Origin of the sequence: Treponema bryantii NK4A124, assembly GCF_000421345.1 — a bacterium.
GTDB classification, from domain to species: Bacteria; Spirochaetota; Spirochaetia; order Treponematales; family Treponemataceae; genus Treponema_D; species Treponema_D bryantii_B.
Map to the genome: position 1 here is coordinate 191551 of NZ_ATWV01000004.1, position 14293 is coordinate 205843.

At 40.5% G+C, this 14293-nt stretch carries 27 protein-coding genes; all 27 read right to left on the reverse strand.

Going from position 1 to position 14293, the window contains the following annotated elements:
- Window positions 1-20: 20 nt before the first annotated feature.
- Complete coding sequence (locus tag G626_RS0105410) at window positions 21-1175, reverse strand: tetratricopeptide repeat protein (RefSeq protein WP_022931773.1); 1155 nt, start codon at window positions 1173-1175, stop codon at window positions 21-23.
- Between the two features lie 24 nt (window positions 1176-1199).
- Window positions 1200-2147 (reverse strand): PilZ domain-containing protein, encoded by a 948-nt coding sequence (locus tag G626_RS15535; protein WP_022931774.1) that lies wholly within the window; start codon window positions 2145-2147, stop codon window positions 1200-1202.
- Between the two features lie 121 nt (window positions 2148-2268).
- Window positions 2269-2520, reverse strand: a complete 252-nt coding sequence (locus tag G626_RS0105420) for a hypothetical protein (RefSeq protein ID WP_022931775.1) — start codon at window positions 2518-2520, stop codon at window positions 2269-2271.
- A gap of 18 nt (window positions 2521-2538) precedes the next feature.
- Entirely contained in the window at window positions 2539-3051 is a 513-nt protein-coding gene (rplQ, locus tag G626_RS0105425; RefSeq protein WP_022931776.1) for a 50S ribosomal protein L17, read from the reverse strand.
- Window positions 3041-4099, reverse strand: a complete 1059-nt coding sequence (locus G626_RS0105430; RefSeq protein ID WP_022931777.1) for a DNA-directed RNA polymerase subunit alpha — start codon at window positions 4097-4099, stop codon at window positions 3041-3043. The genes rplQ and G626_RS0105430 overlap by 11 nt, the downstream gene beginning before the upstream one ends.
- 15 nt (window positions 4100-4114) lie before the next feature.
- On the reverse strand, window positions 4115-4711 hold the full coding sequence (rpsD, locus tag G626_RS0105435) for a 30S ribosomal protein S4 (RefSeq protein ID WP_022931778.1): 597 nt from the start codon (window positions 4709-4711) through the stop codon (window positions 4115-4117).
- A 19-nt stretch (window positions 4712-4730) separates the two neighbouring features.
- On the reverse strand, window positions 4731-5111 hold the full coding sequence (rpsK, locus tag G626_RS0105440) for a 30S ribosomal protein S11 (protein WP_022931779.1): 381 nt from the start codon (window positions 5109-5111) through the stop codon (window positions 4731-4733).
- Window positions 5112-5126: 15 nt separating this feature from the next.
- A complete protein-coding gene (gene rpsM / locus G626_RS0105445) occupies window positions 5127-5495 on the reverse strand; it encodes a 30S ribosomal protein S13 (protein ID WP_022931780.1) in 369 nt (122 codons plus the stop codon).
- A gap of 17 nt (window positions 5496-5512) precedes the next feature.
- Window positions 5513-5626 (reverse strand): 50S ribosomal protein L36, encoded by a 114-nt coding sequence (gene rpmJ, locus G626_RS17845; protein ID WP_074641226.1) that lies wholly within the window; start codon window positions 5624-5626, stop codon window positions 5513-5515.
- A gap of 133 nt (window positions 5627-5759) precedes the next feature.
- A complete protein-coding gene (gene secY / locus G626_RS0105450; protein WP_022931781.1) occupies window positions 5760-7094 on the reverse strand; it encodes a preprotein translocase subunit SecY in 1335 nt (444 codons plus the stop codon).
- Between the two features lie 13 nt (window positions 7095-7107).
- Complete coding sequence (gene rplO / locus G626_RS0105455) at window positions 7108-7590, reverse strand: 50S ribosomal protein L15 (RefSeq protein ID WP_022931782.1); 483 nt, start codon at window positions 7588-7590, stop codon at window positions 7108-7110.
- A 1-nt stretch (window position 7591) separates the two neighbouring features.
- Window positions 7592-7774 (reverse strand): 50S ribosomal protein L30, encoded by a 183-nt coding sequence (gene rpmD, locus G626_RS0105460; protein ID WP_022931783.1) that lies wholly within the window; start codon window positions 7772-7774, stop codon window positions 7592-7594.
- 3 nt (window positions 7775-7777) lie between these two features.
- Window positions 7778-8293, reverse strand: coding sequence for a 30S ribosomal protein S5 (gene rpsE, locus G626_RS0105465; protein ID WP_022931784.1), 516 nt, complete (start codon window positions 8291-8293; stop codon window positions 7778-7780).
- A gap of 8 nt (window positions 8294-8301) precedes the next feature.
- A complete protein-coding gene (gene rplR / locus G626_RS0105470; RefSeq protein ID WP_022931785.1) occupies window positions 8302-8664 on the reverse strand; it encodes a 50S ribosomal protein L18 in 363 nt (120 codons plus the stop codon).
- An 11-nt stretch (window positions 8665-8675) separates the two neighbouring features.
- Window positions 8676-9215: a 50S ribosomal protein L6 gene (gene rplF, locus G626_RS0105475; RefSeq protein WP_022931786.1), complete on the reverse strand. Its 540-nt coding sequence runs from the start codon at window positions 9213-9215 to the stop codon at window positions 8676-8678.
- A gap of 15 nt (window positions 9216-9230) precedes the next feature.
- Window positions 9231-9629: a 30S ribosomal protein S8 gene (rpsH, locus tag G626_RS0105480; RefSeq protein WP_022931787.1), complete on the reverse strand. Its 399-nt coding sequence runs from the start codon at window positions 9627-9629 to the stop codon at window positions 9231-9233.
- Between the two features lie 9 nt (window positions 9630-9638).
- Window positions 9639-9824: a type Z 30S ribosomal protein S14 gene (locus G626_RS0105485; RefSeq protein WP_022931788.1), complete on the reverse strand. Its 186-nt coding sequence runs from the start codon at window positions 9822-9824 to the stop codon at window positions 9639-9641.
- 7 nt (window positions 9825-9831) lie between these two features.
- Window positions 9832-10383 (reverse strand): 50S ribosomal protein L5, encoded by a 552-nt coding sequence (gene rplE, locus G626_RS0105490; RefSeq protein ID WP_022931789.1) that lies wholly within the window; start codon window positions 10381-10383, stop codon window positions 9832-9834.
- Window positions 10383-10697: a 50S ribosomal protein L24 gene (rplX, locus tag G626_RS0105495; RefSeq protein ID WP_022931790.1), complete on the reverse strand. Its 315-nt coding sequence runs from the start codon at window positions 10695-10697 to the stop codon at window positions 10383-10385. Before rplX ends, rplE begins: the two co-directional genes overlap by 1 nt.
- 12 nt (window positions 10698-10709) lie before the next feature.
- Window positions 10710-11078: a 50S ribosomal protein L14 gene (gene rplN, locus G626_RS0105500; protein WP_022931791.1), complete on the reverse strand. Its 369-nt coding sequence runs from the start codon at window positions 11076-11078 to the stop codon at window positions 10710-10712.
- Between the two features lie 17 nt (window positions 11079-11095).
- Window positions 11096-11371 (reverse strand): 30S ribosomal protein S17, encoded by a 276-nt coding sequence (gene rpsQ, locus G626_RS0105505; protein WP_022931792.1) that lies wholly within the window; start codon window positions 11369-11371, stop codon window positions 11096-11098.
- A 10-nt stretch (window positions 11372-11381) separates the two neighbouring features.
- The gene (gene rpmC / locus G626_RS0105510) at window positions 11382-11594 is read right to left on the reverse strand and encodes a 50S ribosomal protein L29 (protein ID WP_022931793.1); all 213 of its coding nucleotides are present in this window, start codon (window positions 11592-11594) and stop codon (window positions 11382-11384) included.
- A gap of 10 nt (window positions 11595-11604) precedes the next feature.
- Complete coding sequence (rplP, locus tag G626_RS0105515) at window positions 11605-12024, reverse strand: 50S ribosomal protein L16 (RefSeq protein WP_022931794.1); 420 nt, start codon at window positions 12022-12024, stop codon at window positions 11605-11607.
- Window positions 12025-12026: 2 nt separating this feature from the next.
- Window positions 12027-12770 carry a 30S ribosomal protein S3 gene (gene rpsC / locus G626_RS0105520; protein ID WP_022931795.1) on the reverse strand — a complete coding sequence of 248 codons (744 nt, stop codon included), beginning with the start codon at window positions 12768-12770 and terminating at the stop codon, window positions 12027-12029.
- Window position 12771: 1 nt separating this feature from the next.
- Window positions 12772-13128 (reverse strand): 50S ribosomal protein L22, encoded by a 357-nt coding sequence (gene rplV / locus G626_RS0105525; RefSeq protein ID WP_022931796.1) that lies wholly within the window; start codon window positions 13126-13128, stop codon window positions 12772-12774.
- A gap of 16 nt (window positions 13129-13144) precedes the next feature.
- The gene (gene rpsS, locus G626_RS0105530) at window positions 13145-13426 is read right to left on the reverse strand and encodes a 30S ribosomal protein S19 (protein WP_022931797.1); all 282 of its coding nucleotides are present in this window, start codon (window positions 13424-13426) and stop codon (window positions 13145-13147) included.
- Between the two features lie 17 nt (window positions 13427-13443).
- Window positions 13444-14268 (reverse strand): 50S ribosomal protein L2, encoded by an 825-nt coding sequence (rplB, locus tag G626_RS0105535; RefSeq protein ID WP_022931798.1) that lies wholly within the window; start codon window positions 14266-14268, stop codon window positions 13444-13446.
- Between the last annotated feature and the right edge of the window lie 25 nt (window positions 14269-14293).

Below are 14293 nucleotides of genomic sequence, written 5' to 3' on the forward strand. Positions count from 1 at the left end.
TATCGAAACCACATTTAGGCTTACTCGCCATCCTGCTCCAGCTTCATCAACTCTGCAGCCGCAATTCTATCCTTAGGATCAAACTCCAGAACTGTCGTAAAATAATTTCTTGCCTCCTGCTTATTTCCCATGGCAAGGGCAAGATAACCCAGATTAGATATAATTTTTGTGCTTTCCGGCTCCAGAGCAAGGGCTTTCATAAGACATTTTTTAGCCTCATCAAAATCCTTCTCCTGAACATAACAGAGAGAAAGTTCATTATATGTATCTGAATTAGTATCTCCACCGTATTTCAGTGCTTCAAGAAAGGCCTGTTTTGCGTCTGTAAAGCGCTCAAGACGACGAAGCCCCCAGCCCAGCATAAACCAGCCATTCCAGACCTTTGGGTTGGACTGCAAAAAGTCTCTTACCTGCTCAAGTCCTTTTTCTTCCTGGCCAGAGGAAATTAAATCATAAGCAGCTTTAAAAGCTTCATCATCCATATTCTGGTTATTAATAGTATTGATGATTTCCTGGGCACGTTCCTTTTTATAAACTCCGTTTTCTCCCATTTCTTCATCAGAAGTTTCACATGTCAGAGCAAGATATGTTTCAAAGGCATCCTTTGCTTCACGATATTTGTGCTGCTTCATATAATAAAAACCAACATTAAAATATACATCCGGAAGCGGAGGCTCTGCATTCATTGCCTGTTCATAGTAAGAATATGCATCTGCATCATAAGCATCAGCATCATCAAAAAGACCTGAATTTCTGTATGAATCTGCACGCTGATCAAGGAAGAGAGCCATATTAAGAATAATAGCAACATCCTCAGGATCAAAGCCTATAAGGGCACGGAAGATTTCTTCAGCAAGGTCAAAATCTTCATTCTTTGTTTTTAAAATTGCAGCTTCGCAGAGTTCTTTTTTAAGATTTGGCTTTACCTTTTTAAGAATTGAACGATAATAATCCAGATGCTGATTTTTGCTGTCGTAAGCAAGAATTGTAAGCATTCCGGCTAATATCTGCTCAGCATTAATCTCTTTTGGATTAAAATCAGCTTCGTTTTCACCAATTTTTTTCTGTACAGGCAAAGGAATTGTCGGATCAATTTCAAATGCCGAACTTGAAGACATTTCTAATTTTGGAATATTTATATAATAAATAGATTCCAATGGATTTGAAGGATTCATAATAATACCACTTAAAATAAAATTTTAGATATTTCCTACACTAGAAGGAGCAGCTGGACCAGCAGATGCTTTTTTAGCCGCAGCGGCAGCTTCTGCTTCTGCTTTTTTTGCAGCAGCTTCTGCCTGAGCTTTCTCTTCTGCAGCCTTGTTATTAATCTGATTCTGAATCAGTTGTTTCTGGTAAGATGTAATGTAACTGTTGATGTGGAACTTGTAGGTCATAGGAATTTCATCAGGTGTAAACTCAATATGCACAATTGAAATATCCTTACGACCAGGCAAAAAGTCAGACTGCTTGATAACTCCCTGAAGAGAAATTTTTTCATTTGTATCAATAAAGAAAAGACGTAAATCTACAGCTTTATTCTCAAGGAACTTCGGAATACCAACAAGCATGGCTTTTGCACCGCCAAAAGAAAGATCTTTCAAAATACATTTACGCGGAACCCCAGCAATAAATATATATGATTCCTCTTTTGGAATATTTAAAAGACGTAATGAATTTTCATTAATTGCAATACGTTCTTCTTTTCGGTTCTGAAAGTTCTCATTAACTTCAATAAACTCGCCAATACGTAAAATTAAATCATCAGGCGGACGCTGGGTAAAAGTTAATGTAAGCATTGCAAGTTCATTTGAATTCTGGAAAGGCTTAATCTCTAATACAGTACAATTTACAGAAAACTGAATAGGTTCATTATTCTGGTCAAAAAAGCAATAACGAATACTTATTGGTGCAGTTCTATTTTTCTGAACTGTCGCATATATTCCACTTGCAGTTCCAATTATAACCTTAGCCTGCTGTAAAGATGATGAATTTATAATACAAGGCCACTGTCCACCATTGCTTTTAAGATATATCTGACGAGGGTCTATTCTTAGAGATTTAAGATTTGCTTTTGTAAATACAATTTCCTTATCACGATAATAATCGTAATATCTGGAAATATGATGACTAGTTGCAACACTCATTAACTGATATTATATTTCAACTTACCTTTTCTTTCAAGGTAATCAAATTAGAATATTTGCTTTAAAAAATAAAAAACCGTCACCCTTATTGATGACGGTTTACAAAGTTTGTTATAAAAGCTTACTCAGCAGCAGCTTCTTCTGCAGATGCTTCAGCAGCTGGAGCTTCTTCAGCAGCAGGCTTAGCCTTTCTTGCTTCTACGCGAGCTTCATTCTTGAGCTTAGCGTTACAGAACTTACAAACTTTTACAGTCTGACCATTAATTTCCTTTTCCCAAAGAACTTTAATATCTTCTTTTCCACAGATAGCACAAGTTCCTCTTCCGTGTGCAGGTAATGATCTAATTCCAGATCCACGATGGTTCTTTGACATATTAAACTCCTATTTAGCTTAGTTAGCAGGAGCTTCTTCTTTCTTTTCAGAAGCTTTCTTTGTAGTTTTCTTTGGCTTTGCCTCAGAACTTGCATCTTTAGCCTTTGCTGCAGGCTTTTTTGCCTTTGGTTCAGCTTTCTTAGCAGGCTTTTCTTCAGACTTTTCAGCATCAAGCTTATAGTCTACCAGCTCAAGAATTACAACATCTGCAGCGTCGCCCTGACGATATCCAAGCTTAAGAACGCGAGTGTAACCACCGTTTCTTTCCTTCATGCGAGGACCAATCTCAGTGAAAAGCTTGTTCAAGATCTTTTCATCCTGAATAAACTTTGCAGCTTCACGACGATTGTGTACAGTATCTTCTTTTGCTCTTGTAATGAGCTTTTCAGCTGACTTTCTTACTTCAAGAGCCTTAGATTTAGTTGTAGTAATACGCTCATATCTGAAGAGCGAAGTTACCATATTGCGTGACATAGCACGGCGGTGTGCTGTTGTACGTGAAAGCGGATTAAAACCATTTCTATGATTCATCGTTTTCTTCCTTCTGCTTAATTATATTGGCAGCATTCTTCAGATGACTATAATCTGTCATACCAAGTGTAAGGTTCCATTCCTGGAGCTTTTCCTTGATTTCCTGCAGACTCTTCTTTCCAAAGTTTCTTGTCTTTGCAATGTCATCTTCAGTCTTCTTAGTTAATTCGCCGATTGTACGAATATTTGCATTCTTTAAACAATTTGATGAACGTACTGAAAGTTCAAGCTCCTCAACCGGAGTATCAAGAATCTGTTTGATTCTCTCATCACCTTCATCACCTTCATCTCCACCAGAAATCTCACTGTCGTTGAAGTTGATGAAGATTGCGAAATGATCTTTAGCAATCTTAGCAGCTTCACCAAGTGCATTTACAGGTGAAATTGTTCCATCAGTCCAAATCTCAAGAACAAGCTTGTCGTAGTCATTGCGCTGACCAACACGACAAGGCTCAATAGAATATTTTACTTTTGGAACAGGAGTGAAAATGGCATCCATAGGAATTGTTCCAACAACTTCTATGTAATGTTCATTCGTTTCAGCAGGTACGTATCCTCTACCAAGGTCAACCTGAATTTCAATATCAAGCTGAGCGCCTTCCATCATTGTAAAGATAACCTGATCCTTAGTCTTGACTTCGAGCTGACCTTCCTTAGCAAAATCATCACTCTTTACTACACCAGGACCTTTGAATTCATACTGAATAGTGTCTGATTCAACATCTTCTGGCAAGCACAACCGTATCATCTTAAGACTATTGATAATCTCAAGTGTATCTTCAGCAACATTTGGAATTGCTTCAAATTCACTGGAAATTACATGTGAGATTCCACTTTCATCATAAGATGTAATACGGATAGAGGTAATTGCATAACCTTGGATAGATGACAACAATACTCTTCTTAAAGTGTTTCCAACTGTTGTACCAAAACCTGTTTCGAACGGGTAGGCATAAAACTTCTGGTAATTAGGATTGGTACTGTCAATCGGTTCAAATGAAATACCTTTAGGTTTTTTGAAACCTTTAAGCAAGTTTTTGCGAGCCATCTAAACTCCTCTTTATTATTTAGAATAATATTCAACAATAAGGTTCTCTTTAACTGCATAGTCAATGTCTGAACGTGCAGCCAAGCTTACAACCTTTCCAGTAAATTTTTCAGCATCTACTTCGAGCCAACCAGGAACAACTTTGTCGCCATTAGCGAGTACCATTGTCTTGATACCTGCAGAAGCTTTGCTTTCTTCTTTGATGGAAATTACATCGCCTACCTTTACGAGGTAAGAAGGAATATCAACCTTCTTTCCATTTACAGTAATGTGGCCATGATTTACCATCTGTCTAGCCTGCTGACGAGTCTTTGCGAATCCCATTCTATAAACAACATTGTCAAGACGAGATTCAAGAATCTGCAGCAGAACTTCACCAGTTACGCCAGTCTTTTTTGTAGCCATTACATAGTACTTGCGGAACTGCTTTTCGAGAACACCATAGATGAAGCGGAGCTTCTGCTTTTCTGTAAGCTGAAGACCGTATTCAGACTTCTTAGCGCGTCTAACTTCTTTCTGATTTCTCTTTGATTCCTTTGTATAACCCATTACAACAGGATTAATACCAAGGGTTTTACATCTCTTTAAGAGAGGCTGTGTGCTTTTACCCATAACGTATTCTCCTTAAGATTTACATGCGTCGAGTCTTACGAGGACGACAGCCATTGTGAGGAATTGGAGTAACATCAGAAATAGACTTTACTCTCAAGCCCATAGCACCAATAGAACGGATAGCATTTTCACGACCCATTCCTGGTCCCTTTACATACACGTGAACTTCACGCAAACCGTAACTAGCAGCCTTCTGAAGTGCTGTTTCAGCAACTGACTGTGCTGCAAATGGAGTAGATTTCTTTGCTCCACGGAATCCAAGTCCGCCAGAAGATGCCCAAGAAAGAGCATTTCCCTTCATATCTGTTACAGTTACGATAGTATTATTGAACGTAGCCTGGATATATACATTTCCTTCGTATACGCTCTTTTTTTCCTTTCGTTTCTTAACGGTAGCCATTATCTATCCTCCGCCTTATGCTTTCTTCTTATTAGCAACAGTCTTCTTCTTACCCTTACGAGTACGTGCGTTAGTACGAGTTCTCTGACCGCGTACTGGAAGACCATGCTTGTGACGAAGACCACGATAGCAACCAATATCCATCAAACGCTTAAGGTTAAGACCGATTTCTGAACGGAGACGTCCTTCAGTCTTGTATTCAGCGTCCATGATTTCACGAATTCTTGCCAATTCATCCTGTGTAAGATCATTAGCCATCTTTGCTGGATCGATCTTAGCTTTTTCGCAGATTTCTGCTGCTGATGAACGGCCGATACCATAAATATAAGTTAAAGCAACTACTGTGTGCTTATTAGGGATATCAACTCCCGCAATTCGAGCCATCTGTTTCTCCTTAAGCCTTAGCCCTGTCTCTGCTTATGTTTTGGGTTTGAACAAATGATACGAATAATACCATTTCTCTTAATAACCTTACACTTATCACAGATAGGTTTTACACTGGTTCGTACTTTCATATAAAAGCCCCCATGAGAATATATTTTACCGAATCTTAGGCACCTCGCAATGAGAGCAATTCGGTAAAAGATAATATATCACATATTCCCAGTTCTTTTCTACTGCTAATTCACGAATTTTCTAAAATTTTATTTAGAGATTTCGTGATCTGATTTTGCCCTTCTTAGTAAGTCCTTCGTGGTGATGCATTTTAAGGAGAGCCTCAACCTGACTCATTGTATCAAGATCAACACCAATCAAAATGATAAGTGAAGTTCCTCCCATAAGCTGACTGATTGACTGTGGGAATCCAAACCAGTTCTGAACAAGTGTTGGAATAACAGCAATCAAAGCAAGGAACAATGCACCAGGTAATATAAGTCTATTCAATATTTTAGTCAGATATTCTTCTGTCTTATCTGTGCGAACACCCGGAATGGAGCCGCCGTTTTCGCGGATGTTCTTTGCAATTTCTGTAGGGTTCAGGGTTACCTGAGTGTAGAAGTATGCGAAGAAGATAATGAGAATAACTAACACTATTGTATACCAAAGTCCGTTAGGAGTAAGAACGCGTGCAATTGAGCCTACCCATCTTGCAGAGTTTTCACCCTTAGCGAATGACTGAGCAATCATCAATGGCATAGTAAGAATTGAGTTAGCGAAAATCAAAGGAATAACGTTTGAAGGATTAACCTTAAACGGAATGTAAGTAGACTGGCCACCGTACATCTTTCTTCCAACTACGCGCTTAGCATAGTGAACTGGAATCTTTCTCTGACCTGATTCCTCAAAAATTACCAGACCGATAATTGCGATGAACATGATAATTACAAGGATAACGAATACAAGCTGAATCTCGCCGGCCTTTACTTTCTGAGCAAGCTCTACGATTGCATTAGGCAAGCGGGCTACGATACCTGCAAAAATCATCATTGAAATACCATTTCCTATACCACGAGCTGTAATCTGGTCGCCTAACCAAACAGTTACCATAGAACCGGTTGTAACTGTAATGAGGAAGAGAGCCTTGAAGGCAATCTTGTTCTCAAGAACGATACAACCAGGTATGCTGTTTGCATAAACTGACATACCCCAGGCCTGGATAACACAAACAATGATTGTTCCGATACGTGTGTACTGAGCAATCTTTCTCTGGCCACCATCTTCCTGAGATATGCGTTTAAGAGCAGGGAAAATAATCACAGCAAGCTGCATAATAATCTGCATAGAGATATAAGGCATTACACCAAGCATCAAAATAGAGAAGTTTGAGAAAGCTCCTCCAACAAAGAAGTCCATGTAACTGGCGAACGCATTCTTATTCTGCGCAGCTAAATCGTCAAAGTATTTAATAAGAACATTTGCATCAATTCCTGGAACTGTAAGTACAGATCCCAAGCGGAATACTGCGAGAATCAGGAATGTAAAGAACAAACGGTCTCTTATTTCTTTAACTTTAAACATATTTATAATTGGATTGCTTGCCATGTTCTACTCCGCCTTATTTTGCTTCTTCAGCAGATGCTTCAGCGATTTTTACTGAACCACCAGCCTTTTCGATTTTTGCTTTTGCAGATTCTGAAACCTTATCAACAACTACGTTCAATTTCTTTGTAACTTCGCCGTTTCCAAGAATCTTTACAAGTGGAGCACCCTTCAAAGAAAGGAATCCCTTCTCTGCGAGAGCTGCCTTATCTACAGTAGCACCATCATCGAATTTTGCATCAAGCAATTCTACATTGATACAAACGTATTCCTTCTTGAAAGGATAGTTAGAGAATCCCTTGCGAGCGATACGTCTGTAAAGAGGCATCTGTCCGCCTTCAAATCCTACGTAAGGACCAGCCTTACCAGAACGTGACTGCTGACCTTTATTACCTTTACCAGCTGTTGTACCGAGTCCTGAAGAAGAACCACGTCCAACACGCTTAGGATTTTTGTTAGCACCCTGAGGAGCGCTAAGAATTGGATTGTATTCTGCCATTTTAGATCTCCTCTACCTTTACCAAGTGTGATACGGCAGCAACCATACCGCGAACAGCGTCTGTGTCTGGGAGAGTATTTGAAGAAGAAATCTTCTTAAGTCCAAGACTGCGAACAGTTGCCTTTTTCTCAGGCTTCTGTCCGATTACGCTTTTAATTAATGTAACTTTCAACTGCTTAGCCATACATTAACCCCACAACTCGTCAAGAGTTTTACCTCTATTGGCAGCAACTTTCTTAGCGTCCATAAGTTTTGAGATAGCATCAAATGTTGCGCGAACAACATTTACTGCTGTGCTTGAACCCAAAGACTTTGACTGAACGTCTGTTGCACCAGCTGCATCCATAATTGCACGTACAGTACCACCAGCGATAATTCCAGTACCGGAACAAGCTGGCTTAAGCAATACTTCAGAACTCTTGTAGCGACCAATGATTTCGTGTGGCAAAGTGCCGTTCTTCATAGGAATTACAACAAGATTTCTCTTTGCACGATCAATACTCTTTTTAATAGCTTCAGATACGTCATTAGCTTTACCAAGTCCGTATCCTACGCGACCTTTTCCATCTCCAACAACAGTAAGAGCAGAGAAAGACATACGACGTCCACCCTTTACAGTCTTACATGTTCTGTTAAGAGTAACGAGTTTTTCTACAAACTCCTTCTCTTTTGGATCTTTATCAAAGTTTTTCTGATGTTCCATAGTAACTCCTAGAATTCGATACCAGCTTTACGGGCACCATCAGCGAAAGCTTTTACAACACCATGGTACAAGTAACCATTTCTGTCGAAAACAACCTTAGAGATGTTTTTATCCTTAAGGCGTGCACCAAAAGCTTCACCAAGTTTTGCTGCGCCTTCAGTATTAGGTTTTACTGCAGCAAACTCTTTTTCCAAAGTTGAGATTGAAGCTAAAGTTTTTCCTTCATTATCATCAATTACCTGTACTGAAATATTCTTGTTACTGCGTGTGATAGACATTCTTGGTCTTTCTGCAGTTCCGAAAACTGACTTACGGATATGAATCTTTCTGTGCAAGCGCTTTCTGTTTTTATCATTCATTCTCTTAAACATATAGCTTCACCTTATTTAACACCAGTCTTACCGACTTTACGTCTGATAACTTCTGTCTCATAGCGGATACCCTTTCCTTTGTAAGGTTCAGGTTTGCGCAACTTGCGTACCTGAGAACAGAATTCTCCAACCAACTGCTTGTCGATACCTGACACTGTAAGTTTTCCATCTGGAGTTGCAACAACTGTAAGTCCTTCTGGAATAATTGCAATGTAGTCACTTGAGTAACCAAGGTTCATTACAAGCTCTTTTCCTTTTACTTCTGCACGGTAACCAACACCTGTGATAACGAGTGTCTTTGTAAAACCTTCAGTTACACCCTTTACCATGTTATTGATAAGGCTTCTGTAAAGTCCATGATAAGCATTTGTCTGCTTAGCACCGTTCTTAGTTGTAAGAACTACTTCAGTTCCTTCAACTTTGATATCGATTTCATCATGGAAGCTCTGCTTGAGCTCGCCTTTTGGTCCTTTTACAGAAATAAGACCGTTTGCTACATTTACTGTAACACCTGCTGGAATAGCAACAGGAAGTTTACCAACTTTAGACATCTCTTCCTCCTCCTATTACCAAACAGTACATACCAATTCGCCACCAACCATCTTTTCTGTAGCCTTCTTACCAGTTGTTACACCAGCAGAAGTTGAAACGATGATTGTACCATAACCGTTGTAAACACGTGGCAAATCTTTGTAGCCAGAATAAACACGGCGACCTGGTGTAGAAATTTTCTTAACACCGTGGATTACCGGATTATTATCGTCATCATACTTCAAGAAAATACGAAGTGTATTTTTGCCTTCTTCCTGAATCTTTTTGAAGTTCTTGATGTATCCTTCTGTCTTGAGAATCTTTACGATTTCAAGCTTAAGTTTTGATGCAGGAACATCTACTTTCTCGTGGCGGGCCATAGCCGCATTACGAACCTTTGTGAGCATGTCTGCTACTGGATCTGATGCACTCATTCTATTCTCCTACCAACTAGATTTTGTTACGCCAGGAAGCTGGCCTTCGCTTGCCAATTTGCGGAAGCAGATACGACACATCTTAAACTTACGCAAATATCCACGTGGACGACCGCAAATCTGGCAACGATTGTATTCACGAGTTGCGTACTTCTGTTTGCGGGCTGCTTTAATTAACAATGATTTCTTTGCCATACTTCACCTACTTGCGGAAAGGCATATTGAACTTTGTAAGAAGTGCTTTTGCTTCAGCATCTGTGTTTGCACTTGTTACAAAAGTGATATTCATACCAGCAATCTTTGTAATTTTATCAAAGTCAATTTCTGGGAATATCAACTGTTCAGTAATACCAACTGAGAAATTTCCGTGTCCGTCAAAACCAGTAGCTTTGATTCCGCGGAAATCCTTAATACGTGGGAACGCAACATTGATGAGACGATCAAGGAATTCATACATGATATCTCCGCGCAATGTTACCATTGCACCCACTTCATTGCCCTCACGCAGTTTGAAGTTAGCGATACTCTTCTTTGCCTTTGTTTTAACAGCCTTCTGACCTGTGATTGCTGTGAGGTCAGCTACTGCGGCATCAAGGAGTTTCTTATTTGTGAGAGCTTCACCAACACCCATACTTACAACAATTTTCTTAATTGCAGGAATCTGCATTGGAGTTGTGTAAGAGAACTCTTTCATAAGAGCCGGTGCGATTTCGTCTTTATAGACTTTCTTAAGCCGAGGTACGTAATTTGCCATTACAGAACATCTCCACATTTACGGCAAACGCGAACTTTCTTGTCGCCGTCAATTTTATAACCAATCTTTGTAGCACCGCATTTTTTACATACGATTGCTACATTTGAAATATTAAGAGGAGCTTCGATCTCAGCGATACCGCCCTGATCCTGCTGACTTCTCTTCTTCATTGCCTTCTTTACGATATTTACACCAGAAACAACAACACGTTCTTTCTTGAGGTCTACGCGAACAACTTCTCCGCGCTTTCCCTTATCTTTTCCGGCAATTACTTCTACTGTATCGTTCTTGCGGATTTTTGATTTTGTCAACATATTCATTTCTCCTTAAAGAACTTCCGGAGCAAGTGAAATGATCTTCATAAAGTCCATATCACGGAGCTCACGAGCTACAGGTCCGAAAATACGTTTTCCCTTAGGGTTCTTGCTGTCGTCTACGATAACACAAGCGTTATCATCAAAACGAATGTAAGTTCCATCTGGGCGACGGTATTCTTTTGCCTGACGTACAATTACTGCTTTTTCAATTGTACCCTTTTTGATAGTAGATGTAGGAATTGCATCCTTAATAGCTACTACTACGATATCGCCGATACCTGCGTATCTGCGATGTGAACCGCCGATAACCTTAATACACTGAGCAATTTTAGCTCCAGAGTTATCAGCAACTGTCATACATGACTGCATCTGAATCATAATCTTAACTCCTTCGCTTATTTAGCACGCTCAACGATTTCGGCTACGCGCCAGCACTTGTTCTTGCTGAGCGGGCGACATTCAACGATACGTACTGTATCTCCTACATGTGCATCATTTGTTTCATCATGTGCCATGTACTTCTTAGATCTTGTTACATATTTCTTGTAAAGACGATCCATTTTCTTTGTTGCAACAGTTACAACAACAGTCTTGTCCATCTTATCTGATGTTACAAGTCCTACAAATGAACGTTTTGCAGTCTTTACAGTCTGAACAGTCTTCTCTTCCACGGTTCAGCTCCTACTTATTCTCGCCGGCGAGTTCTTTCGCACGGATAAACGTATTAAGGCGTGCGATTTCGCGGCGCATAGTACGTTTCTGCATTGGGTTATCTACATGGGAAATTACCATCTTAAAACGGAGATCCATGTATTCCTTTTTAAGCTCGTCACGTTTTGCTACGAGTTCTTTATAAGACAGTTCTTTATCATTCTTCTTCTTTGAATCAGCCATCTTATTCCTCCTAGTCGCGTGTTGGCTTTACAGCAATCTTTGTAATAACTGGAAGCTTATCTGCAGCAAGCTCGAGAGCTCTGTGTGCAAGATTAATATCTACGCCTCCAACTTCAAACAAAATCATACCCGGTTTGATAACAGCTGCCCAGTGATCTGGAGCACCCTTACCCTTACCCATACGAACTTCAGCTGGTTTCTTTGTAATAGGCTTGTCTGGGAAAATACGAATCCAAACGTTACCTTTACGATCCAACTTACGGTTGATGGCAACACGGGCTGCCTCGATTACTCTGGCATCAAGCCAGGTTGGTTCCATTGCAACAAGTGCAATCTCGCCAAAATCAATATTGTTGTCGCGTGTCGCATTTCCTTTTTCACGACCGCGCTGTACCTTACGGTGAATTACTCTTTTTGGACTAAGTGGCATAACTAACTCCTTGCCTTTTTAGCAGGTTCAGAACCCTCAGTCTTTTCAGCTGCCTGACGAGCTGGACGTCTTGGTTTCTTAACGAGCTGACCAGCATCTTCATTGTGGTCGATACCATAGTTCATACCGTTGTAAACCCATACTTTAATACCGATTTTACCGTATGTAGTAAGAGCTTCGTATGTTCCATAGTCGATATCAGCACGAAGAGTATGAAGAGGTACACGTCCTTCCTTGTGCTCTTCGGTACGAGACATATCTGCTCCACCGAGACGACCACTAAGACGAACCTTTACACCCTGTGCACCAGCACGCATAGCATTGCTTACAGCCTGTTTCATAGCCTTGCGGAATGAACCACGACCTACAAGCTGACGACCAATATTCTGAGCAATCAAGTTTGCGTTCAAGTCAGCGCGCTTGATTTCCTTAATCTTGATCTGAACTTTCTTTGTAAGCTGCTTCTGAATATCTGCACAAATCTTTTCGATTGATGCACCTTTAACACCAATAATTACACCTGGGCGAGCTGTGTGAATTACGATTGTAACGCGCTGTGGATGGCGAACAATCTCAATCTCAGCTATATCAGCATTCTTACATTCTGGAAGATCAGCAACCATCTTACGAATCTTGATGTCTTCAAGAACTAAATCTGCATATTCACGTGGATCTGCATACCAGCGTGACTGCCATGTCTTGTTTACGCCAAGGCGCAAACCAATAGGATTAACTTTCTGTCCCACTTTATTCCCCCGCCTTCTCGTCAACGATGACGGTAATATGACACATACGCTTCAAAAGCTGATCTGCACGACCACGTGCGCGGAACCATACTCTCTTGAGTCTTGGACCTTCATCAACTCTGATTTCTTTTACGTAAAGCATATCTTCATCCAACTTGCTGTTCTGGTTAAGTGCATTTGCTGCAGCAGACTTCAAAGTAGCACTAATCAAAGTTGCACCTTTCTGTGGCATGTTTGCCAAGATAGCCATAGCTTCAGTATAGGATTTCTGATTAATTACATGAGCAACTGGGCGAACCTTTGTTGGTGATGCAATCAGGAACTTAGAAGTGGCTACATAACCTTTTTTCTCAGCCATAATATCCACCTATTTATTAGCCTTTAGAGGCAGTTTTGTCTGAACCACCATGGCCCTTGAATGTACGAGTTGGTGCAAATTCACCAAGCTTGTGTCCGACAAGGTTTTCTGTAATGTATACAGGAATCCATGATTTACCATTGTACACAGAAATAGTATTTCCAACCATTTCTGGGATTATTGTTGAGCAGCGAGAATATGTTTTAATCATTTTTCTGTCTGCTTCTTTATTCATTGCCTGAACCTTCTTGTAAAGAGATTTCTCTACAAATGGTCCTTTCTTAACAGATCTTGACACGATTATCTCCTCTGCGACTACTTCTTACGACGACTAACAATAAACTTGCTAGAAGTCTTTCTCTTGTTACGAGTCTGGTAACCTTTACAAGGCTGTCCCCAAGGAGTAACTGGGTTACGTCCCTTACCAGCACCTTCACCACCACCAAGTGGATGATCAACCGGGTTCATAGCCATACCGCGTACTGTAGGGCGGATACCCATCCAGCGCTTATGACCGGCTTTACCAAGTTTAACGTTCATGTGCTCTTCGTTTCCTACAACACCGATTGTAGCGTAGCACTTTCCGTTAATCTTTCTCATTTCACTTGAAGGCAAGCGAACGATAACGTAGTCACCTTCGCGACCTGCAATCATTGCACTAGCACCAGCAGAACGAACAAGCTGTCCACCCTGACCAAGTGTCAATTCAATGTTATGAATAGTGAAACCAACTGGAATTGCATTCAGAGGAAGTGCATTTCCAACTGTTGGAGCTGCATTTTCGCCAGAAATAATCTTCTGACCAACCTGCAATCCCTTTGGAGCGATGATATAACGTTTATCACCGTCTGCATAATAAATCAAAGCGATGTTAGCACTTCTATTTGGATCGTATTCGATTGTCTTTACGGTTCCAGGAATTCCGTGCTTATCACGTTTGAAATCTATATCACGATAGCGTCTCTTGTGACCGCCGCCCTGATGACGTACAGAAATACGACCACCAGCTCCGCGTCCAGCATGAGACTTACGACCTGACACCAAAGTTTTCTCGGGTCTATCAGTTGTCAGTTCGTCACGACGCAAGTCAACACGTCCACGTGTACCTGCTGTCATTGGCTTAAATACTTTAAGAGCCATTTTATATCCCCTTAATTCCTACCAG